This window comes from Arthrobacter sp. E44 (assembly GCF_041877125.1).
Lineage (GTDB): Bacteria > Actinomycetota > Actinomycetes > Actinomycetales > Micrococcaceae > Arthrobacter.
The window spans coordinates 71,485-92,802 of sequence record NZ_JBHDJA010000011.1; the positions used below are offsets into that span (position 1 = coordinate 71,485).

18 protein-coding genes are annotated in these 21,318 nt (G+C 64.1%); 9 read left to right on the forward strand and 9 right to left on the reverse strand.

Going from position 1 to position 21,318, the window contains the following annotated elements; all coding sequences use genetic code 11:
- The first annotated feature begins 96 nt into the window (after nt 1-96).
- Together ACETK3_RS11655 and ACETK3_RS11660 are read left to right on the forward strand one after the other, a co-directional pair.
- A complete protein-coding gene (locus ACETK3_RS11655) occupies nt 97-1,830 on the forward strand; it encodes an ABC transporter ATP-binding protein (protein ID WP_236822073.1) in 1,734 nt (577 codons plus the stop codon).
- Nucleotides 1,827-3,854 (forward strand): ABC transporter ATP-binding protein, encoded by a 2,028-nt coding sequence (locus ACETK3_RS11660; protein ID WP_373992932.1) that lies wholly within the window; start codon nt 1,827-1,829, stop codon nt 3,852-3,854. Before ACETK3_RS11655 ends, ACETK3_RS11660 begins: the two co-directional genes overlap by 4 nt.
- A 71-nt stretch (nt 3,855-3,925) precedes the next feature.
- On the opposite strand, the gene ACETK3_RS11665 is transcribed toward ACETK3_RS11660, so the two are convergent.
- The 7 genes from ACETK3_RS11665 to ACETK3_RS11695 form a co-directional block, all read right to left on the reverse strand.
- Entirely contained in the window at nt 3,926-5,302 is a 1,377-nt protein-coding gene (locus ACETK3_RS11665) for an MFS transporter (RefSeq protein WP_236799739.1), read from the reverse strand.
- Between the two features lie 87 nt (nt 5,303-5,389).
- Nucleotides 5,390-5,842 (reverse strand): MaoC family dehydratase, encoded by a 453-nt coding sequence (locus ACETK3_RS11670; protein ID WP_373992933.1) that lies wholly within the window; start codon nt 5,840-5,842, stop codon nt 5,390-5,392.
- Entirely contained in the window at nt 5,843-7,036 is a 1,194-nt protein-coding gene (locus tag ACETK3_RS11675; RefSeq protein ID WP_373992934.1) for an acetyl-CoA C-acyltransferase, read from the reverse strand. It lies immediately after the preceding gene.
- Nucleotides 7,036-7,812, reverse strand: a complete 777-nt coding sequence (fabG, locus tag ACETK3_RS11680; RefSeq protein WP_373992935.1) for a 3-oxoacyl-ACP reductase FabG — start codon at nt 7,810-7,812, stop codon at nt 7,036-7,038. The genes ACETK3_RS11675 and fabG overlap by 1 nt, the downstream gene beginning before the upstream one ends.
- Nucleotides 7,813-7,882: 70 nt before the next feature.
- The gene (locus ACETK3_RS11685; RefSeq protein ID WP_373992936.1) at nt 7,883-9,079 is read right to left on the reverse strand and encodes an acyl-CoA dehydrogenase family protein; all 1,197 of its coding nucleotides are present in this window, start codon (nt 9,077-9,079) and stop codon (nt 7,883-7,885) included.
- The gene (locus tag ACETK3_RS11690; RefSeq protein ID WP_306967841.1) at nt 9,076-9,540 is read right to left on the reverse strand and encodes a thioesterase family protein; all 465 of its coding nucleotides are present in this window, start codon (nt 9,538-9,540) and stop codon (nt 9,076-9,078) included. Before ACETK3_RS11690 ends, ACETK3_RS11685 begins: the two co-directional genes overlap by 4 nt.
- Nucleotides 9,533-10,783 (reverse strand): CaiB/BaiF CoA transferase family protein, encoded by a 1,251-nt coding sequence (locus ACETK3_RS11695; protein WP_373992937.1) that lies wholly within the window; start codon nt 10,781-10,783, stop codon nt 9,533-9,535. The genes ACETK3_RS11690 and ACETK3_RS11695 overlap by 8 nt, the downstream gene beginning before the upstream one ends.
- 174 nt (nt 10,784-10,957) lie before the next feature.
- On the opposite strand from ACETK3_RS11695, the gene ACETK3_RS11700 reads away from it, so the two are divergent.
- From ACETK3_RS11700 to ACETK3_RS11725, 6 genes are all read left to right on the forward strand, one after another.
- Nucleotides 10,958-11,854: a LysR substrate-binding domain-containing protein gene (locus ACETK3_RS11700; RefSeq protein ID WP_373992938.1), complete on the forward strand. Its 897-nt coding sequence runs from the start codon at nt 10,958-10,960 to the stop codon at nt 11,852-11,854.
- Between the two features lie 152 nt (nt 11,855-12,006).
- Nucleotides 12,007-13,200 (forward strand): acyl-CoA dehydrogenase family protein, encoded by a 1,194-nt coding sequence (locus tag ACETK3_RS11705; protein ID WP_373992939.1) that lies wholly within the window; start codon nt 12,007-12,009, stop codon nt 13,198-13,200.
- 124 nt (nt 13,201-13,324) lie between these two features.
- Nucleotides 13,325-14,773, forward strand: a complete 1,449-nt coding sequence (locus ACETK3_RS11710) for a DUF222 domain-containing protein (RefSeq protein WP_373992940.1) — start codon at nt 13,325-13,327, stop codon at nt 14,771-14,773.
- A 196-nt stretch (nt 14,774-14,969) separates the two neighbouring features.
- Nucleotides 14,970-15,836: a phosphatidylinositol-specific phospholipase C/glycerophosphodiester phosphodiesterase family protein gene (locus tag ACETK3_RS11715; protein ID WP_236799729.1), complete on the forward strand. Its 867-nt coding sequence runs from the start codon at nt 14,970-14,972 to the stop codon at nt 15,834-15,836.
- Nucleotides 15,837-15,868: 32 nt separating this feature from the next.
- The gene (locus ACETK3_RS11720; RefSeq protein WP_373992941.1) at nt 15,869-16,918 is read left to right on the forward strand and encodes a hypothetical protein; all 1,050 of its coding nucleotides are present in this window, start codon (nt 15,869-15,871) and stop codon (nt 16,916-16,918) included.
- Between the two features lie 176 nt (nt 16,919-17,094).
- On the forward strand, nt 17,095-17,577 hold the full coding sequence (locus ACETK3_RS11725; RefSeq protein WP_236820533.1) for an SRPBCC family protein: 483 nt from the start codon (nt 17,095-17,097) through the stop codon (nt 17,575-17,577).
- An 82-nt stretch (nt 17,578-17,659) separates the two neighbouring features.
- On the opposite strand, the gene ACETK3_RS11730 is transcribed toward ACETK3_RS11725, so the two are convergent.
- Both ACETK3_RS11730 and ACETK3_RS11735 read right to left on the reverse strand, forming a co-directional pair.
- Nucleotides 17,660-19,057: an MFS transporter gene (locus ACETK3_RS11730; protein ID WP_373992942.1), complete on the reverse strand. Its 1,398-nt coding sequence runs from the start codon at nt 19,055-19,057 to the stop codon at nt 17,660-17,662.
- A gap of 116 nt (nt 19,058-19,173) precedes the next feature.
- Nucleotides 19,174-20,109, reverse strand: a complete 936-nt coding sequence (locus ACETK3_RS11735; RefSeq protein ID WP_373992943.1) for a dihydrodipicolinate synthase family protein — start codon at nt 20,107-20,109, stop codon at nt 19,174-19,176.
- A gap of 167 nt (nt 20,110-20,276) precedes the next feature.
- On the opposite strand from ACETK3_RS11735, the gene ACETK3_RS11740 reads away from it, so the two are divergent.
- A complete protein-coding gene (locus tag ACETK3_RS11740; RefSeq protein WP_373992944.1) occupies nt 20,277-21,305 on the forward strand; it encodes a LacI family DNA-binding transcriptional regulator in 1,029 nt (342 codons plus the stop codon).
- The last annotated feature ends 13 nt before the right edge of the window (nt 21,306-21,318 follow it).

Sequence of the window (21,318 nt, forward strand, 5' to 3'; positions counted from 1 at the left end):
TTTCCCAGTCAACTGGGAGGATCAGCGGCCCTTTCCGGACGTACACTGACCTTCGCACCACGTTTGTGGACACTCCGTCAGGGGAGGGCTCTGCCTATGCTCTGGAAGTTGCTTGTCGAATACCTCCGGCCGCACCGGCCGCTGCTGGCAGCCGTCGTGGTTTTCCAGCTGGCGCAATCCATCGCGTCGCTGTACCTGCCCACGCTGAATGCGGACATCATCGACCAGGGCGTGGCCCGGGGCGATACCGGCTACATCCTGTCCACGGGCAGCATCATGCTGCTGGTCACGCTGGCGCAGATCGCCTGCGCCGTCGTGGCCGTGTACTTCGGCGCCAAGGCTGCCATGGGCTTGGGGCGGGACCTGCGGGGCGCCATCTTTGAACGGGTGGGGCAGTTCTCCGAGCAGGAAGTCACCCGTTTCGGCGCGCCCAGCCTCATCACCCGCTCCACCAACGACGTCCAGCAGGTGCAGCAACTGGTGCTGGTGTCCGCCACGCTCATGGTTGCCGCGCCCATGCTCAGCATCGGCGGCGTGATCATGGCCATCCGGCAGGACGCCCAACTCTCGTGGCTCATTGCCGTATGCGTCCCGGTGCTGCTGATCGCCGTCGGCCTTATCGTCACGCGGATGGTGCCGCTGTTCCGCAAGATGCAGGCACGGATCGACACCGTGAACCGTGTGCTGCGCGAGCAGCTCACCGGCATCCGCGTGGTGCGGGCGTTCGTGCGCGAGGACGTGGAGACGGAGCGGTTCGCCGGCGCCAACACCGACGTCACCGACGTTGCCCTCCGCGCCGGCCGGCTGATGGCCCTGATGTTCCCCACGGTGATGCTGGTCCTGAACGTTTCCAGCGTGGCGGTGATCTGGTTCGGGTCGTTCCGGATCGAGGACGGGTCCATGCAGGTGGGCACCCTGATCGCGTTCCTGAGCTACCTGATGCAGATCCTGATGTCCGTCATGATGGCTACCTTCATGGCGGTGATGATCCCGCGCGCATCCGTGTCCGCTGACCGGATCGGGGAGGTGCTGGGCACCAGTTCAAGCGTCCTGCCACCGGAGAAGCCGGTCACCAGCGCGGTCCGGCGGGGTGAGCTTGAAATGCGCGACGTCGGATTCGCCTACCCGGGTGCCGAGCATCCGGTGCTGCAGGGCATCAGTTTCACGGCCCGTGCGGGGGAGACAACGGCGATCATCGGCAGCACCGGTTCGGGCAAGACCACCTTGGTGAACCTGATGCCGCGGCTCTTCGACGTCACCTCCGGGGCGGTGCTGATGGACGGCGTGGATGTCCGGGACCTGGACCCTGACCTGCTGTGGGGGCACATCGGCCTGGTGCCGCAGAAGCCCTACCTGTTCACCGGAACCGTCCGCAGCAACCTACTGTATGGCAATCCGGATGCCACGGAGGAGGAGCTGTGGTCCGCGCTTGAGATCGCGCAGGCCCGGGACTTCGTGGAGCGGATGGAGGAGGGGCTGGACGCGCCTATTTCGCAGGGCGGCACGAACGTTTCGGGTGGCCAGCGGCAGCGGCTGGCAATCGCACGTGCCCTGGTGAAGCGGCCCGAGCTGTACATCTTTGACGATTCCTTCTCATCCCTGGACACCGGCACGGACGCCCGGCTGCGCCAGGCGCTCAAGCGCAACATCGCGGGGGCCACCATGGTGGTCATCGCCCAGCGCGTGTCCAGCATCGTTGATGCGGACCAGATACTAGTGCTCGACGACGGCAGGATCGTCGCGCACGGAACGCACCACGAGCTGCTGGAAAGTTCCGATACGTACCGCGAAATTGTTTCGTCCCAGCTGGCAGCGGAGGAGACGGTATGAGCCACGGACCCGCTCCCGAGCGCGGCACCAAAGCCGGGCCCGCCGCCGGACCCGGCCAGGCCGCCGTCGTACGCATCCCAAGGCCGCGCGGCGGGCCCGGCCACGGCGGACCTTTTGCCGGGATGAACGTACCGGCGGAGAAGGCGATGAACTTCAGCGGTTCCGCCAAGCGGCTGTTGGGTACGCTGCGGCCGGAACGGTTCTGGCTGATGCTGGTGCTGCTCATGGCCGTTGCGGGCGTGGTGCTGCAGGTGATCGGGCCGAGGCTGCTGGGCGAGGGCACCAACCTGATTTTCGCCGGCGTGGTGTCCAAGCAGCTGCCGCCGGGGATGACGCAGGCGCAGCTGATTGCCATGCTGCGGGCGTCGGGGGAGAACCAGAAGGCGGACATGCTCAGCGCTATGACGCTGACGCCCGGTGCGGGGATCGACTTTGGCGCGCTGGCCGGCGTGCTGACATGGGCGCTGGTGCTGTATGTGCTGGGATCGGCGTTCATGTGGGGGACGGCGTATGTGCTGAACGGCGTAGTGCAGCGGACGGTCTTTGGGCTGCGCGAGCAGATTGAGGCGAAGATAAACCGGCTGCCGCTGCGGTACTTCGACTCGATCCAGCGCGGCGAGCTGCTCAGCCGGGTGACCAACGATGTGGACAACATTTCGCAGAGCCTGCAGCAGTCCATCAGCCAGGCGGTGACGTCGGTACTGACGGTCCTGGGCGTGCTGGTCATGATGTTCATCCTGTCGCCCACGCTGGCGCTGATCGCGCTGGTGACCATTCCGCTGACGCTCGGGATCACCACGCTGATTGCGAAGCGCTCACAGAAGCTGTTTGTGCAGCAGTGGACCAACACGGGCGAACTCAACGGGCAGATCGAGGAGACCTACACCGGGCATGCGCTGGTGAAGGTGTTCGGCCGGCAGCGCGAGGTGGGGGAGCGGTTCCGGCAGAAGAACGCGGAGCTGTATGAGGCGAGCTTCGGGGCGCAGTTCATTTCCGGGCTGATCATGCCGGCCATGACGTTCATCGGGAACCTGGTGTACGTGGGGATCGCGGTGGTGGGCGGGCTGCAAGTGGCGTCCGGGGCGATGCAGCTGGGAGATGTGCAGGCGTTCATCCAGTACTCGCGGCAGTTCACGCAGCCGCTGGCGCAGCTGGGGTCGATGGCCAACCTGCTGCAGTCCGGGGTGGCGTCTGCAGAGCGGGTGTTTGAGCTGCTGGATACGGAGGAGCAGTCGGCGGACCCTGCCGGGGCTTCGTTGCAGAGCCCGGACGGTGCTTCGCGGGGGCGCCTGGTTTTTGAGGACGTGTCCTTCTCGTATTCGCAGGACAAGCCGCTGATTAGTGGGCTTTCCTTGGTGGCGGAGCCCGGGCAGACGGTAGCCATTGTGGGGCCCACTGGGGCGGGCAAGACCACGCTGGTGAACCTGATGATGCGGTTCTACGAGCTGGACGGCGGCCGGATCACTTTGGACGGCGTAGACATCACCACCATGACCCGGCACGACCTGCGCTCGCGGATGGGGATGGTGCTGCAGGATACGTGGCTGTTCGGCGGGACCATCCGGGACAACATCGCGTACGGCCGGCCTACGGCTTCTGCCTCCGAGGTTCTGGAGGCAGCGCGGGCGACGTACGTGGACCGGTTCGTGAAGTCCCTGCCCGACGGGTACGACACCGTGCTGGACGACGAAGGTTCCAACGTGTCCGCCGGTGAGAAGCAGTTGCTGACGATTGCGCGGGCGTTCCTGGCACAGCCTTCTGTGCTGATACTGGACGAGGCGACGTCCTCCGTCGACACCCGGACCGAGGTGCTGGTACAGAAGGCCATGAGTGCGCTGCGGTCTGACCGGACGTCCTTTGTGATCGCGCACCGCCTGTCCACGATCCGCGACGCGGACCTCATCCTGGTGATGGAGGCCGGCCAGATCGTGGAGCAGGGGACGCACGCTTCACTGCTCGCCGCCGGCGGGGCTTACGCGCGGCTCTACGAGGCCCAGTTCGTGGCGCCGGTGGCGGAGGTCTGAGGCCTGACCATTCAGAGGCGGAGGACGGCGGACGACGGCGGGAATCTCCCGCCGTCGCCCGCTTCGTCGGCTTAGAACGCGTCGGCCTCCGAATTGAGGTCCCGGCCCCTGGTTTCGGGGGCGAAGAACCCTGCTGCAATACCGATCGCGGCATAAGCCATGAGGATTCCGGCTACCGGGATCCACCCCGGCCCGGTCGCAGCAACGACGCTGGCTGCGATGATGGGGCCGAGACCGCCAGACAGGACGGCGCCGATTTCCTTGACAGTTGTCATGAAAGAGAAGCGGCGCTTGGACCCGAACATTTCAACCAGCCAGGTCGACTCCACGCCGTACAGGTTCGGCAGCGGACCGCCAACGAAGATAACAAAGACCAAGGCCACCAATATGGGGTTACGCGTTTCGATCATCAGCATGGCGGGAATCGTAAAGGCGAACTGGAACCCCGAGAGCCAGAGCCAAACTTTACGCCGGCCAAACCGGTCCGTGAGCTTCCCGGTCAGCAAGACTGTTACGACGCCCAGCACGGAGCCGAGTGTTACACCGGTAGTGACCAGGTTTGCATCCATCTTCACTACCGAAACCGTCCAGCCGATAAGGAAGCCCTTGACGAGGTAGACCGAACCGTTTTCGCCGAGCTTGATGCCCAGTGAGACGAGGAAGGCCTTCTTGGAATCTGCAGCGTCACGCCAAATGCTTTGCTGCCGGGCCTCAAGACGGGCCGCCGCACGCCGCGCCTTGACGGCCTCGAAGACCGGTGACTCGCTCACGCTCCGCCGCAAATACAGCGCCACAAGGGTGGTACCGACGCTCAGCAGGAAGGGGATACGCCATCCCCAGGCGAGGAAGTCGTCCTTGGGCATCTGCGAGAGCAGCAGCCACAGTCCGCTGGCCAACAGCACTCCGGTCGCCGTCCCGAGTGCCACCACTGCGCCATAAAAGCCGCGCTTACTGGAAGGAGCGGATTCCACCAGCAGCAGCGAGGCCCCCGAGAGCTCCGCGCCCGCGCCGAATCCCTGGATAAGCCGCAGGAGCACGAGGAGGATCGGGGCCATGATGCCGATCTGGGCGAATGTGGGCAGCAGGCCCATTCCCAGGGTGGCGATACCCATCATCCCTACGGTGATGACCAGGACGGATTTCCGCCCATACTTGTCGCCAAGGTAGCCGAAGTAGATTCCGCCCAGGGGCCGGACGAGAAATCCGGAACCGAACGCGGCAAAGCTCGCCATCAATGCCATCGCCGGGTCCGTATTGGGGAAGAAGAGCGGCCCGAAGACCAGCGCTGCGGCGAGGGTGTAGAGCGTAAAGTCCATGTATTCAAGGGCGGAACCAAGGAAGGACGAGATAGAGGTGCGGCGCAGTTCAGCCGGCGTCACCTGCAGTTCCGACGCCAGGCCCTGCGGGTCAGCGTCGGCATATGTGAGATTGGGGTTTTCTGTGCTCATGGAGTTTCTCCCTCGGGAAGAGCCTGTAGGCAGGCCGGGACGCAAACGTCGTTGTTCGGATGGTGGTGCAAGGTCTTCAAGGGCAGTTCAGTTAGGGAGCAGGGAGACAGTCTCCGCTATGCAGGCAGGCTTCTGCGAGCCTTCCAGTTCGATCAGGTGATGGAACTGCAGCTGGCGACCACTGGCTGTCTCGCTCACCGAGGCCAGCGTCAGCCGGTCCCTGATGCGCGAGTTGACCCTGGCCGGCGCCGGGAACCTTACCTTGTTCAGGCCGTAGTTGATGATCATCGCGGCCCCATCGACCCGGTACACCTGGCCCGCCAGGTATGGCAGCAGCGACAAGCTGAGGTAGCCGTGGGCAACCGTGGCGCCGAAGGGCCCGTGTGCTGCCCGCTCCGGGTCGGTGTGTATCCACTGTTGGTCCAGGGTGGCGTCGGCGAAAGCCTGGATCTGGGATTGGTCCAGGGTGTGCCATTCACTCACTCCGATTTCCTGGCCGGCCATGCCGGCAAGCTCGGCGGCGTCCTTGAACAGTCTCATCTAAACCCTCTCCAACAGCATGGCGACGCCCTGGCCCAGGCCCACGCACATCGTTGCAAGGCCGCGGTTGGCGTTTTCGCGTTCCATCCGGCCCAGCAGCGTGACGACGATCCGTGATCCGGAGGAGCCCAAAGGATGGCCCAGGGCGATCGCACCGCCGTCGTTGTTGACAGTTCCCGCATCCATTCCAAGCAGCCGCATGCAGGCCAGCGCCTGCGCTGCGAACGCCTCGTTGAGTTCGACGGCGCCCACCTCAGCGAGATCCCAGCCCGCCTTGGCCAGTGCCTTTTGTGTCGCCGGCACCGGACCGACGCCCATCACTTCCGGCGCGACACCGGCCGCTTGGCTGCTGACGATGCGGGCCCGGGGGGTAAGCCCGTAGCGCTCCACGGCAGCGCCGCTGGCGACCAATACAGCGGATGCGCCGTCGTTGAGGGAGCTGGAGTTGCCGGCGGTAACCACTCCACCGGGCGCCACGATCGGTCGGAGGGCGGCCAGGGCATCGGCGGTTGAACCGCGCCTGGGTCCTTCATCGGTGTCCACCAGCGAGACTTCCCCCCGTCTGCCACTGATCGGAACAGGGACTATCTCGTCGCTGAAGCGGCCGGCGTCAATCGCCGCCACAGCCAGATTGTGCGAGCGCAGTGCAAAGCTGTCCGCGTCGGCGCGGGAAATGTTCTCCCGCCTGGCTACCTCTTCTGCCGTTTCGGGCATCGAAAACCGCGCCCCCGACTCCATCCGCGGGTTAACAAACCGCGCACCGATTGAGGTGTCCGCGAGTTCGCCCGGTTTGGAGTAGGGCTTCTCAGGCTTGGCCATCACCCACGGCGCGCGGGTCATTGACTCTACGCCGCCAGCCACAACAAGGTCTGCGTCACCGTTGCGAACCGATTGCGCCGCCATGCTGATCGCGGTTAGCCCGGAGGCGCAGAGCCTGTTGACGGTCACGGCCGGTACGGCGTGCGGGAACCCGGCCAGCAGTGCGGCCATCCGGGCAACGTTACGGTTGTCCTCACCTGCCTGGTTAACACAGCCAAAGATGATCTCGTCGACGGTGGCAGGATCGACGCCGGCCCTGTCCACTGCGGCCTGCAGCACAAGCGCGGCCAAGTCGTCGGGGCGCACGGTGGCAAGCACGCCACCGTGACGGCCTACCGGGGTGCGGACGCCCCCAACGAGGAATGCCTCGGGCATCAGCGGGCCCCGCCGTTGATGTAGAGGGTTTGACCGGAGATGTACGAGGAGTCATCACCGGCGAAGAACGCCACGGCCGCGGCCACTTCCTCTGGCTGGCCAACCCGCCCCAGCGGGGTACGTTCCGCCACCGCCCGCTGGTGTTCAGCCGGGCTTGCGCCCACCCGCTCTGCCGTTGCGGCAGTCATCGAGGTGGCGATGTAACCCGGTGCCACGGCGTTGACCGTGATGTTGAACGGACCCAGCTCGATGGCGAGCGTCGCGGTCAGGCCCTGGATACCGGCCTTTGCAGCCGCGTAGTTGGCCTGGCCACGGTTGCCCAGTGCGCTGCGGCTGCTGAGCGAGACGATCTTGCCGTACTTGGCCGGAACCATGTAGCGCTGGGCGGCGCGCGTGCAGAGGTAGGCGCTGGTGAGGTTGGTGGCCAGGACGGAGTCCCAGTCCGGCCGCTCCATCTTGAAGAACATGTTGTCGCGGGTGATGCCGGCGTTGTTTACCAGGATGTCGAGGCGGCTGAACTCACGGTGAATGTCATCGAATACCCGGTCCACGGCTGCCTCATCCGTGACGTCGCAGCAGGAGGCCACGGCCTTTCCGGCTGCCGCCAGGACGTCCGGGTGGTCCGAGATCCGCTGTGCTGTGTCCTTGGCGCCATCCTCATTGAGGTCCAGGACGACGACGGTGGCGCCCCCGGCGGCCAGTTTCAGCGCGGTGGCCGCGCCGATTCCTTGCGCCCCGCCGGTGACCACGGCCACCCGGTTGGTGAAATTGCTCATGACTTTTCCTTTGCATGGATGATTCTGGTTGGTGTCGTGCCTGTGGAAGCCGGGGCAGCCCGGCGGGGCGCTAACTGAAAGCGGAGAGGCCGGTGATCTCCCGGCCAACGAGAAGCGACTGGATGGAGTCTGTGCCCTCGTAGGTGGAGACGACCTCCATATCGGTCATGTGCCTCGCCACATGGTTCTCCAGCAGCACGCCGTTGCCGCCGAGCATGTCCCGCGCTTCTGAACAGATCCAGCGGGCTTTCCGGGCGGTCTGCATCTTGGCCAGCGAAGCCATGGGACCGGTCATCCGGCCATCCTCGGCGAGCACGGCCAGCCGGAAGCACATGAGTTGCATGGCCGTCAGTTCGGCAAGCATATTGGCCAGCTTGTTCTGCACCAGTTGGAAACTGCCGATCGGTTTGCCGAACTGCTGGCGGGTCTTGGCGTAGTCCACGGCGATCTCGTATGCGGCCAATGCGTGGCCGTAAGACTCCCAGGATGCGCCGCTTCGCGTGGAGGTCAGCACCCGGCTGACATCCTTGAACGAGTGGCATTCAGTGAGCCGGTTGGCCGCCGGGACCCGGAGGTTGTCGAACGTGATGTCCGGCTGGAGGATCGCCCGCTTGCCGATCTTGCCGGTAATGACTTTGGTGGAATACCCGTCCGGAAAGCTGCCGTCCTCGTTACGCTCCATCACGAACGCCTTGACCTTCGCATCCGCTTCGTCGCGGGCAAAGATGATGACGACGTCGGCCATGCTGGCATTGCCGATCCAGCGCTTGCGCCCGTTGATGATGTAGCTGTCCCCATCCCGGCGCGCGCTGGTTTCGAGTGCCACCGAATCAGAGCCGTGCTCGGGTTCGGTCAGGGCGAAGGCGCCGATCTTGGCGAGGGTGGCCATTTCAGGGAGCCAGCGTTGCTTTTGCTCCTCGCTGCCGAGCATGTTGATGGTTCCCATCGCCAGTCCGGACTGGACGCCGAGGAAAGTGTTGACGGAACCATCGCCGCGGGAGATCTCTGCAGCAACAATCCCGGCGGCAAGCCGGCTTAGCCCGGGACATCCGTAGCCCTGAATGGTTGTTCCGGCGATGCCGAGCCCGGCAAGTTTGGGAACAAGTTCGAAGGGAAACTCGGCACGTTCCCAATAGCCATTGATAACGGGCAGCAGGTCTTTATCGACAAAGGCGCGGACTTTGAGCCGGAGCGCCCGGTCCTCAGCGCTGAGGAAATCGTCCATAAGGTAAAAATCGGTGCCGTTCGCGGCGGTTTCCGGTGTCATCGAGTGTGCTCCAGTGGTGTGTGATTGCGGACCCGCTTACGCTGCGGGTCGGTGTTTCCCTGCGAAGGCTGGAAAAGAGCGAGCCAGCGGCGCTCGTTTTCCACCAAGGGCCGGGACGTGCCGGTGTCCGGATGGACTGAAACCAGCACGGTCCGGCCGTCTACGGCGACTGCCCCGTGTTGGCTGCCCCTGAATTCCAGGCTGAATGAACTCGTGCCGATCCTGGTCACGGTCAGTTCAACCTCCAGGTCTTCGCCGTGGTGGACTGGCCGCCGATAGTTCACTTCGAGGCTGGCTACCACCGTGGGGGTCGCCTCGGCTTGACGTATGCCCGGCATCGAAGACCGCCACTTGATTCTTGACTCCTCCAGAAGCGTGACGACGGCGGCGTGGTTGACGTGCCCGTTGAGGTCCTGATCGGACCACCGTGGGCAGACGCGGGTCCGGTAGGTTTCAGGCATCGACCAGGGCTTTCCGGTGCAGCAGCCAGTCCCGCACCAGCCCGGAGCTTTCGTTCAAGCCAGGCGGAGCGAGTGAGTAGTCCACTGGGGTAAGGGAATAGTCGACCGGATGGCGGACTGTGGGTATTTTGCGGGACCCTTCACCCGCCATCACTACCGGGTTCAGCCCCAGCTGTTCGGCCAACTCAACACCACCGCGGACATCCTGGATCGGAGCGCAGGGCAGCCCTGCCGAGGACAGCTCGTGGAACCACTCGTCGGCTGATTGAGCAGCCAACTGGGCGTGGAGGATGTCCCGCAGCTCGTTGCGGTTGGCATTGCGCTGCAGCGTCGTGGTGAACTTCGGGTCCCGGGCGACGGCGGGAATCCCCAGTGCCCCGCAGAGCCGGACGAACTGCGCGTCATTTCCCGTCGCGATGATGATAGTGCCGTCCCCGGTCTGCATCGGAGCGTATGGATACATGCTGGGGTGTTCGTTGCCCATCCTGGTGGGTACTACACCGCCCGTTACGTAGGCCGCGGACTGGTTCACCATGCCGGACAGGGCCGAGGTCAGCAGGTTCAGTTCCACCAGCTGGCCCTCGCCGGTCCGGTCCTTGTGGTGTAGCGCCCCCAGGATTCCAATGGCAGCGTGCAGGCCTGTGATGACATCGAAGAGCGCGATGCCTGCCCGGTACGGTTGGGTGTCCTGGTCCCCGGTCAGGCTCATCATTCCCGAGGCGGCCTGCACCAACAGGTCATATCCCGGAATGTGTGCGCCGGCTCCGGTACCGAATCCGGTGATGGAAGCATAGATAATGTCCGGGTTCAATTCGGCCGCGGACGCATAATCCAAGCCCAGCCGCGCCATGTTGCCGGGCTTGAAATTCTCGATCATGACGTCCGCGGTGCTGATCAGGGAACGCGCTACGTCGAGGTCCTCCGGATCCTTCAGATCCAAGGCAATGGAATGTTTGTTTCGGTTGACCGCGAGGAAGAACGTGGCTTCGCCGTCCCGGACGGGGGGCATATATGTGCGGGTGTCGTCACCCTCAGGTCCCTCAACCTTGATCACTGTGGCGCCCATGTCAGCCAGGAGCATGGTGGCGTACGGGCCGGCCAGCACTCTGCTGAAATCTGCGACCACAATGCCTGCGAGGGGCCCGGCGCTTGCCCGGCCCAAGGCATCAAGGCCGTGGTTGTCGTTGCCTCCAGTGGCATGGTCCTGCTTTCTGGAGACCGATTCGTCGATCGGTTGTTTCATCTGAATCCTCCGCAATGTGTTCTGCATCACCAACCCTTGCAAGCGGACTGATTCACGTCCAATACGTATTTGGTGCTGGACTGATACCTGTCTGTTATCAGTGTCGGCGCATTCCTTTGGGTATCTTGGGCGTATGGACAATGACGTTTACCCGGGCAGAAGCTGAGCGCGGGAGTGGAAATACATCAGATCAGGGCCTTCCTTGCCGTGGCCGAGGAACTACATTTCGGCAGGGCCGCGCGCCGGCTCCATATGGCCCAGCCGCCGCTGAGCCGTTCCATCCAGCGGCTCGAGCATGAACTGAAGGCGCCCCTGTTTATCCGCAGCACGCGGACGGTGCAGTTGACTGCCGAGGGCCAGGCACTTGTCGGCCCGGCGCGGGACATACTCGAAGGTTGCCGGCGGGGCCGCCTGGCAGTCGCTTCGGTGGGCCGGGGCGAAACCGGGCGCGTAAGAGTCGCCTTTGCCGGGGTTTCCTCGCATGTGATGGTCGGCAGGCTCGCCAAGCGTGTCCGGGAAGTGCACCCTGGTATCGACTTCGAGCTGTCCAGCTCCAATTTCGCCCTTCCGGCCATGGACAAGGTCATGGGCGGGGCCATGGAAGTCGGCCTGGGCCGCTGGAATTTCATCCCGGCTGTCCTCGATTCGCGGATCGTGGCCAACGAGCGGCTCGTCGTGGCCCTGTATGAGAGCCACCCCCTGAGCGGTCAGGCTTCGCTGCGCATGGCAGACCTTGCCGGACAGCCCTTCGTCACGTTGCCGGAGCACCCGGGCGCCATCCTCCATGACCACCTTCGAAGGCTCTCCAGTGCCGCGGGATATGTCGTGGAGATCGCCCAGGTTGCGCCGGATTCCCAGACGCTCATGGCACTGGTGGCGGCAGAAATTGGTGTCGCGCTGACAGTGTCGTCCGTGCCGGAAAACTTCAGCCATCCGGGTGTCGTGTTCCTTCCCCTTGACGACCAGGCCGACCCCATCCAGCTGCGGCTGGTTTGGCGGAAGGACAATGCCAGCCCGGCTCTGCGCGAGGTTCTTCGGCTCTCCGAAGAGGTCCTCCCGTCGCCGGATTGAACGGTTCATTGATGCACCTGGGGCATAAGCGGAATCCTTATTAGGTATTGGATTTGACGGCAATCAGACTGGCACAGTGGTTCAGGTCACCGGGTGGTGCAAATCACGCCCGTGCCGACACCGACCCACCCTTGACCTGCCAGGAGAACCCCGTGACCGTAACCGCACCCGCACCCGCCCTGGTCTTCGACGACGTGCTCAACCTCGACAGCCTCCTGACCCCCGCGGAGCTGGAGCTGCGCAGCACGGTCCGTAACTTTGTGGATGAACGGATCCGGCCCAACATTGCTGGCTGGTACGAGGACGCCCGTTTCCCGCTCGAGCTTGTTCCCGAGCTCGGGAAGTTGGGGGTCCTCGGGATGCATCTGAAGGGCTACGGATGCCCGGGCCGCAGCGCGGTCGAGTACGGAATCGCCGCCATGGAGTTGGAAGCCGGCGACTCAGGACTTCGGACCTTCGTCAGCGTCCAGGGTTCCCTGGCCATGAGTGCCATCCACAAGTGGGGGTCCGAGGAGCAACGGAACGAAAACCTGCCGGCGATGGCGCGGGGCGAGAAGATCGGCTGCTTCGGGCTCACCGAGCCGACGGCCGGCTCCGACCCATCCAGCATGGCGACTTTTGCGGCACCCGATGGAGACGGCGGGTGGGTCATTAACGGGGCCAAACGCTGGATCGGCCTTGCCTCCGTGGCCCAGATTGCGATCATCTGGGCGAATACCGCCGAAGGTATCCGCGGGTTCATCGTCCCGACGGACGCCCCCGGCTTCACTGCTACGCCCATCAGCTCGAAGCTGTCCATGCGGGCGTCAATCCAATGTGACATCAGCCTCGATGACGTACGGCTGCCCTCCACTGCGCTGCTGCCCGGCGCCCTTGGACTCAGCGGCCCGTTCTCGTGCCTGAATGAGGCCCGCTACGGGATCATCTGGGGCGCAATGGGTGCTGCCCGGGACTCCTATGAAGCCGCGCTCGCCTACGCCGGAGACCGGCTCCAGTTCGGCAAGCCCCTCGCCGGGTACCAGCTCACACAGGAAAAGCTGGTGAATATGCTGCTGGAAATTCAGAAGGGAACGCTGCTGGCGCTCCATACCGGCCGCCTGAAGGACGCCGGGACGCTCGAGCCGGTCCAGATCTCCGTAGGAAAGCTCAACAACGTCAGGGAGGCCATTGCCATCTGCCGCGAAGCGCGCACCATCCTTGGAGGAAACGGAATTACCTTGGACTACTCGCCACTGCGGCACGCCAACAACCTTGAATCAGTGCGGACGTATGAGGGTACGGACGAGGTCCATACCCTGATTCTGGGCCAGCGAATTACGGGGATTTCGGCGTTCCGCCAGGAGTGACGTCATGACTGGGCGCTCGTGCCCTGGCGTCACATACCGGTAGAACCAGTCCGCCCGCTGAGCTGACTGACCGGGCCCTGGGAGCCAAACGTGGAATGTCGGACCCTGGTGGCAGGCTTTGGTTATGGAAACCAAAGCGGTTCTGGACAGTGGAGGCAAGGCCCGGGTGGCCGACGCCGCCACGTTCCTGGGCGGGCTGGCGGACGAGTTGGCCGGAGTCCTGGGCGGATCTCCGGAGACTGCGGATCGCGCTCATGACACCGACGGTTATGATCCGCTTCGCGAACTTGCAGATTCCTACCTGGACGGCTTAGGCATTGTGGCCCGGATCGAAGCGGCCACTGCGGCCGTCAAAGTGCGCTTGCTGACGGAGTATGCAGAAGCAACCTCTGCCATGGAGGGACCGGCGGAAAGCGCATATGAGTCATCAGCTCGCGAAATGAGCCTGGTGGCGGAGGTCGCCTGCGTTCTTACCATCGGTGAGCGTGCAGCGTCGGGGCTGCTGGGTGAGGCGCACGCGTTGACCACAACGTTGCCTGCGGCGTTGGATGCCTTGGCGGCGGGGAAAATCTCGTGGCAGCACGCGCGGATCATGGTCGACGAAACCACTGGGCTGAACGATGCCGCTGCTGCTGCACTTGAGGCGCACTTCCTGGACCCGGAAGCGCCCAACGCAGCAAGGGGTGCCGCGGTGGGGGAACTGGCGCCGGCGCGCTTCCGGCGCAAGGTACGTGCTTGGCGGGAACGCCACCATCCGGAGTCCCTTGAGGCCAGGCACGCGAAGTCGGTTGAGGACCGGCGGATGGAGTACTCCCCGGACCGCAACGGGATGGCTTGGGTTTCGCTGTATATGGCCGCGGATAAGGCCTGTGCCATCTGGAACAAGACGTCCGCCGCAGCGCGTGGGCTGCAGGGCCCAAATGAGCCGCGGACCCTCACCCAGATCAAGGCGGACGTAGCGGCAGAGCGGCTGTTAGGGGATTCCGGCCACTCCTCCGGGTCCGGGCCGTCCATCAAGGCGGACGTGTTGGTCACGGTCCCGGTCTTTTCCGTCCTCGGCACAACCGACGAACCCGCCGAGCTTGACGGATACGGGCCCATCCCGGCATCCATGGCACGCAAACTTGTCGCGGAGGGTGCAGGTTCGTTCTACCGGGTCTTGGTGGACCCTCGTGATGGAGCGCCGCTGGAAATTGGCCGGACTAGCTACCGCCTCCCGGAGTCATTGAAGAGGTGGTTGAAGATGCGCGATGGAAAATGCACTTTTCCTGGCTGCAGCAACCACAGCCAGGACAACGAGGCGGACCACCTCACAGCCTGGGAGCACGGAGGCCCCACCGGAATCAGCAATCTGGGACAGTTGTGCCCCAAGCACCACCGGCTCAAGCATCGAACCGGCTGGAGTCCGGGTCCAGCTGCCCGGAACGAGCCAGCGGGCTGGGTCTCGCCCACCGGTCGCAAGTACAACGCTGAACAAGCGGACCGGGAACCGACGGTCTGGCCCCCGGGGTGCCTGCCCGAAGAATCGAGCCCACTGGAAGCAATGCTCGTTGATTACCTCATTGCCTCTTAGGGTGCCGCCCGCGGCTGGCCGATGCCCACGACAGGTCGACATCACTTAGCTCCCAGTTCTGTTGTTCCCTCTCGTTCACCACCCAGCAACCAAGGGGCCTCACCCCGTTTCAGCAGTTCAACCAGTCTTTTCACGCACCCTTCGCCCGGCGCGCTAACCGCTGGGCAAAAAATCCCCGAGGTACCAGGAGTACTGCGTGTTCGTAAAAACCACCCTCGCCGCCGTCGCCCTTCTCGCCACCCTGGCCGGGGCGGCACCAGCTCCTGCCCACGTCCGGGCCGAGGCACCCGAGCCCGCGCCCGTCGTCGTCGGCCAACCGCTTGCCGGGACGCATGCGCATAACGACTATGAGCATGGCCGTCCCTTGTTCGACGCACTGGAGCACGGCTTCACCAGCGTCGAGGCGGACGTCTGGCTGGTGGACGGCGAACTGCGCGTGGCCCACGACCTCGCCGACGCCAAGCAGGGCGTCACCCTCGAGAGCCTTTACCTCGACCCGCTCCAGGCACTGGTCCGCAGCCAGCCCGGCCACAGTGTCTACCCGAAGTGGGACGGCAGCCTGCAGCTCCTGATCGACATCAAGAGCGAGGGTGAGGCCACCTACGCCGCCGTTGAGAAGGAACTGGCCGAGCACCGCGACATCATGAGCCGCTACACCAATGGCAACGTCAAGACCGGTCCCGTCACCGCAGTCATCAGCGGCAATCGCCCGCTGGCCACCATGCAGGCGCAGACCCAGCGCTTCAGCTTCTACGACGGCCGCGCAGCCGAGCTCACCTCCGGCCTGCCAGCCACCCTGATGCCGCTGGTCAGCGACAACTGGACCAAGCTCTTCACCTGGCAGGGCGTCGGCCCCATGCCCGAAGCCGAACGCACCAAACTACGGGCCTTCGTGGCCAACGCGCATGCCACCGGCTACCGCGTCCGCTTCTGGGCCACCCCGGACCAGCCCGGCGCAGCCCGCGACGCCGTCTGGACCGAACTGGCCGGCGCCGGCGTGGACCACATTAACACCGACGACCTCGCCGGCCTCCAGCAGTTCCTCGCCGCCCGCGGCGCGTAAGCCCGTCCAGACACCACAAAAGGACCATCCCCATGCCTTCAAAGACAGTCAAAATCACGACGGCGGCACTGACCCTGACGTTCGGCCTCCTTGCGTCGCAGCCCGCCTTCGCCGAAAGCAGCCAAGACAACAACAGCGACAACCAGGCCTTCACCTTCGCCGCGATCGGCGACATCCCCTACGGCGCCGCCGAGATCGCAAAGTTCCCCTCCCGCATCCAGGACCTCAATGCGGACAAGGGCCTGAAGTTTGTAGCCCATGTGGGCGATATAAAGAATGGCTCCTCCGTCTGCTCGGACGAGTACTTCTCCTACATCCGGGCCCAGTTCGACACCTTCACCCACCCGCTGGTCTACACACCCGGTGACAACGAGTGGGTGGACTGCCACCGCACCAACAACGGCGCATACAACCCACTGGAGCGCTTGGACAAGATCCGGGAGGTTTTCTTCAACCAGCCCGGCAAGACGCTGGGCGCCACCATGCCGCTGAAGTCGCAGGAAAACCTGGGGCTTCCCGAGGACGTCCGCTTCGACAAGGACCGGGTGGCCTTCTCTGTGCTGAACGTCCAGGGCAGCAATAATTCCCTCCTGCCGTGGACTGGCCTGGGCAAGACCGAGCCCACCCCGGAGCAGCTGGCCGAGGTGGATCACCGCACGAGTGCCGTGATCGCGCAGATCCACCAGACCTTCACCGACGCAAGGCGCAGTAACGACCGGGCCGTGGTGCTCATGCAGCAGGCCGACATGTTCGACCCGTCGCTCCTGGCCGACGCCACCGTCAACCCGGACACCGTGTCCGGCTTCCGCGACATCGTGCAGGCCATCGCCCAGGAGACCAACAACTTCGACGCCCCGGTCTACCTGGTCAACGGCGACAGCCACGTCTTCGCCGAAAACCAGCCCCTCGGCGCCGGTTCGCCCTGGCTGGGCATTTACGGCTCGCCGGCCGCCGACGATCTGCAGCACATCACCGTTGACGGCGCCAACAACGCCGTGGACTACGTCCGTTTCACGGTGTCCGGTAACAGCGCCCAGGGCGCAGATGTCCTGAGCTGGGAAAAGGTCCCCTTCAGCCGCTAGGCGCTTAATGGAAAGTAGATGACGGCGGGGCCACCCGCCGTTGTCCACTTCGGCATTAAGGCTCTGGACACGGGTAGGCGCCGGATCTATCGTGACGGGGTGGCGGCTGCCTGGCTGGCAGGAAGGCCGAATCTGCCGGTCCGCCGTTGCGGCCGTCCGTCATGAGGAGGAAGCAGATGGAACACTTTCAAGAGGTCGAAGAGGCCGTCGAGGTCGCGGTTCCGGTGCGGACCGCGTACAACCAGTGGACCCAATTCGAATCCTTTCCGCAGTTCATGTCCGGAGTGGAATCGGTGACGCAGCTGACCGACAGAACCAACCACTGGGTCACCAAGGTGGGCGGTGTCCAGCGGGAGTTCGACACCGAAATAGTCGACCAGGAGCCAGATGACCGGATCGCCTGGCGCAGCACCGATGGCAAGTCTCATGCCGGCATCGTCCGGTTCACGCCGCTGGATGCCAACCACACCAAGGTCAAAGTTCATTTCGAGTGGGCACCGGAAACCGTCACGGAAAAGGCTGGCGCGGCGCTGAAGATCGACGAGGTGCAGGTCAAAGCTGACATGCGGAAGTTCAAGGACTTCATTGAATCGCGCGGCACTGAAACCGGCGGCTGGCGCGGTGACGTCAAGGACAGCGGCCCGGGCGGGCAACTCTAGCAAGCCGGGACACAGGAAAGCGGACGACGGCGGGTGGCCCACCCGCCGTCGTCCGTTTCTGTTTGCTGTTTCGGCTTGACGGTCAGGGCGACAGTTCTTCGAGGACGCGGCCCTTGGTTTCGATGGCGAAGAAGATGGTGATCAGGCCACCGATGAGAGCGACTGCTGCGAAGACCGTGAAGACTACGCTTACGCCGTAGTTGTCGACGATGTAGCCGACCAGGATGGGGCCGATCGCCGAGCCGGCCCGAAGCCAGGCGCTGCCGAAGCCGGTGCCGATGGCACGAAGCCGGGTGGGGTAGAGCTCGGCGGAGTAGAGGTAGAGGGAGAAAGAGATGGTCTGGAGGATGGCGTAGGCGATGCTGGCGAACACCACCACTTGAGTGGCGGAGACGGCACCGAAGGCGGTGAGCACGACGAGCGGCACCGTGGCGGCGAGGAAGGCCCATGAGTACCAGCGCTTGCGGCCTACGCGGTCGATCAGCAGTGCGCAGATGATCGACGCGACGACGCCTACGGCCGAGGTGACCCAACCGTAGGCGAGGCTGGTCTGCAGCGGCAGGTTGAACGTCTGTTTGTAAAGCGTGGGGAGCCAGGTGATAAGGCCGTTGTTGACCATGTAGACGCAGATCCAGAGCATCCAGATCATCAGTGTGCGTTTGCGGTAAATGCCTGAGAAAAGTTCGCGCCAGCTGGTGCGGGCTGTTGCTTTCGGGTCCACAGGGCGCACAACGGGCTCGGTGAGTATGTGTCCGGCTTTGAGTGCTTCTTTTTCGAGCATGGCGACGACTGTCTCGGCCTTGTTGATGTGGCCGCGTGCGGCTAGCCAGCGGGGGGATTCGGGCATGAGCCAGCGCATGGGGATGGTAAGGAGGGCCGGGATGATGCCGACGATGAACATGGCCTTCCATCCAACGACCGGGACGAGGAAGTAGCCTGCGATGCCGGCGAACATGAGTCCGACGGGGAAGATGACCTCGTAGAGGAGGAAGAAGCGGCCGCGCTTCTTGGCTCCGACGAATTCGTTGATGTAGGCGCTGGCGACCGGTACTTCGCCGCCGGTGCCGATGCCTTGGAGGAACCGGAAGATGATCATTGACGTGGCGCCCCATGCGAAGAGGCAGGCAACGTCCATGGAGACGAAGAGAAGAATGGTGATGAGCAGGACTGGAAGGCGTCCGATGCGTTCGGCGAGTTGGCCGAAGAAGAGTGATCCGAAGATTTGGCCGACGTATCCGGCGGAGAGGATCATTCCGATTTCCCCGGCGGTGAGGTGCCATTCGGTGGACAGCTGGGGCATCGCGAAGGCGATGGCCAGGACGGTGTACGCGTCAAAAAACGTGGCTGACCCGATAACCACGCGGATCAGGGTCAGGCGCCGGGTGAGCGGGAGCCTCTCGAGGCGGGCTACGAGCTCTGCATTGATCCTGGCGGCATTGGGGCCGCCCGCCATGGTTGTGGTGTTGTTCGGCTCGCGCATTGCGAGTCCTCCTTCTCCAGCGGTGATGCTGGGGTCCTCATTGACCAAGAGTGGAGATGGCTAAAGCCTAGGGGAGGATGGCGGGAGTTGCTCCCGCCATCCTCAGGATCCGTGGATCAGACAGTGGCGGTGACCTTGCCGATGTTTGCGGCGGCGAAGGCTTCCGCAATTTCGGTTTCGGCGCCATCCGGCAGGGGCAGGAGCGGGGTGCGCACCGTGGCGTGGTCGAGGATGCCGCGGTTCACGAGGCCCCACTTCAAGGCGACGGTGCCCTCCATGTGGGACCCGCGGTGGTACACGTTCTGGGTCACCGGCAGCAGCCGCTCGTGAATTGCGTGTGCACGCTTGTAGTCCTGCGCCTTGCCGGCCTCGATCAGTTCGACGAGCAGTTCGGGGGCGATATTGCCGTAGCCGACGAGCAAACCGTCGACATCGAACATGGTCGGCAGCAGGTACTCATCATGGCAGGACAGCACCTGAAGCTCGGGGTACGCGGCGCGCAGCGCGGGGATCTCGGTGTACCACCGGCGCATGTTCCGGACACCGTTCTTCGTAGCAAACACGCCCTCCTGGCCGGCGATCTCCAGCTGGGTGTCGAGGTCGTACGTCGCCTTGGTGTTGTCGGGGTACTGGAAGAGGATCAGCGGCAGACCGGACTCTTCATAGATCTCCTGGTAGCGCGACTGCGGGGCGCCCTTTTGGTAACCGAAGCGCAGCCACCCGTGCGAGGGGTAGACGAGACCAGCTGATGCGCCAGCTTCGACGGCCTTCTTGGCCTCGAGGGCTGCAGTCTTGTTGCCTTCCTTGGTGATGCCCGCCACGACCGGTACACGGCCGTCGGTCGACGCCACGAACGCGCGGATAACGTCCAGCTGCTCTTCTTCGGTGAGGAACGTGCCTTCGCCGGCGTGTCCCAGGACGACGAGGCTCTTCACGCCTTCAATCGATCCGAGCCACGAACCCAGACGCTGGATCGCAGCGAAGTCGACAGCGCCATCTTCGGTGAACGGGGTGACAGGTGCGGGGCTGAGCCCGCGGAGATCGAGTGCCATTGCAGCTACCTTCTTGTCTTCTTTGATGGTCGGTAGTCCCGCTATGATGAGAACGTTTGCGGGAACGTTTTCAATCATGGGCGTGGTCCAGCTCACTGTCAAGGGCAATATTTCCGGAAGGAGGAAATAGAGTGTTTTCCAACCCCAAGTCGAACAGGAGTACTCAGATGGAACCGGTGGCAACAGGCGTGCCTGTCACTCTCAAGGACGTGGCCAAAGCCAGCGGGGTCAGTATCTCCACGGCAAGCCGCGCCCTTGACGAGCGGGGCACCGGATCCCGCTCAGCCGCTGCAGCGCACGTGCGCAAGGTGGCCGAAGAACTGGGTTACCGCCGGAACTCTTTCGCCTCAAGCCTTCGGCGGGGTGAAACCCGGACACTTGGCGTGCTGGTGCCAAGACTTAGCGACACCGTCATGGCACTGATGTTTGAGCACCTGGAACGCGCCGCTTCGGGGCGGGGTTACTTTGCCATGGTGGCTACCAGTGGTGATGATCCCGATGACGAGCGCCGGGCGGCTGAAACGCTCCTGGATCGGAACGTGGACGGGCTTATCCTCGCTACAGCTCGACTCGACGACGACCTTCCGCGGCGCCTGCGGCAGCGGGGCGTTGCCCACGCCCTGGTGCTGCGGACAGACGGCGAGAGTCCGTCGGCGATCGGTGACGACGAGGTCGGGGGTTACCTTGCCGTCCGGCACCTCGTTGACTTGGGGCACAGGGACATTGCAGTAGTTACCGGACCGGATTTCACGTCCACCGGCATCGGGCGGTTGGCCGGCGCCCGCAAGGCATTCGCGGAGGCGAATATCGAGATCCGCGACGAGTGGCTTATCGCGGCGGGCTACGGCATCGAGAACGGTTACTCGGCAGGTGAGGCGCTGCTTGGAAATGCTCCAGGCGGCCGGCCCACGGCGATATTTGCAGCCAATGACAACATTGCCATGGGCGTCATTGCGGCTGCTCACCACTACAGAATCGAGATCGGCGAAGATCTGGCCCTCGTGGGATATAACGACATACCCCTGTCAGCCCGGCTCTCGACGCCCCTGACGTCGGTGCGGGTACCCCTGGACCAGATCGCCGCTACCGCGATCGACCTCATTGTGAACCCCGGCAAAGAACCCCACATCCGGAAATCGCTGCCGACACTCATTCCCCGGGAATCCAGCGGAGCGCCCAAGCACTTTCCGCGGTAAGTCTGTCTCCTCG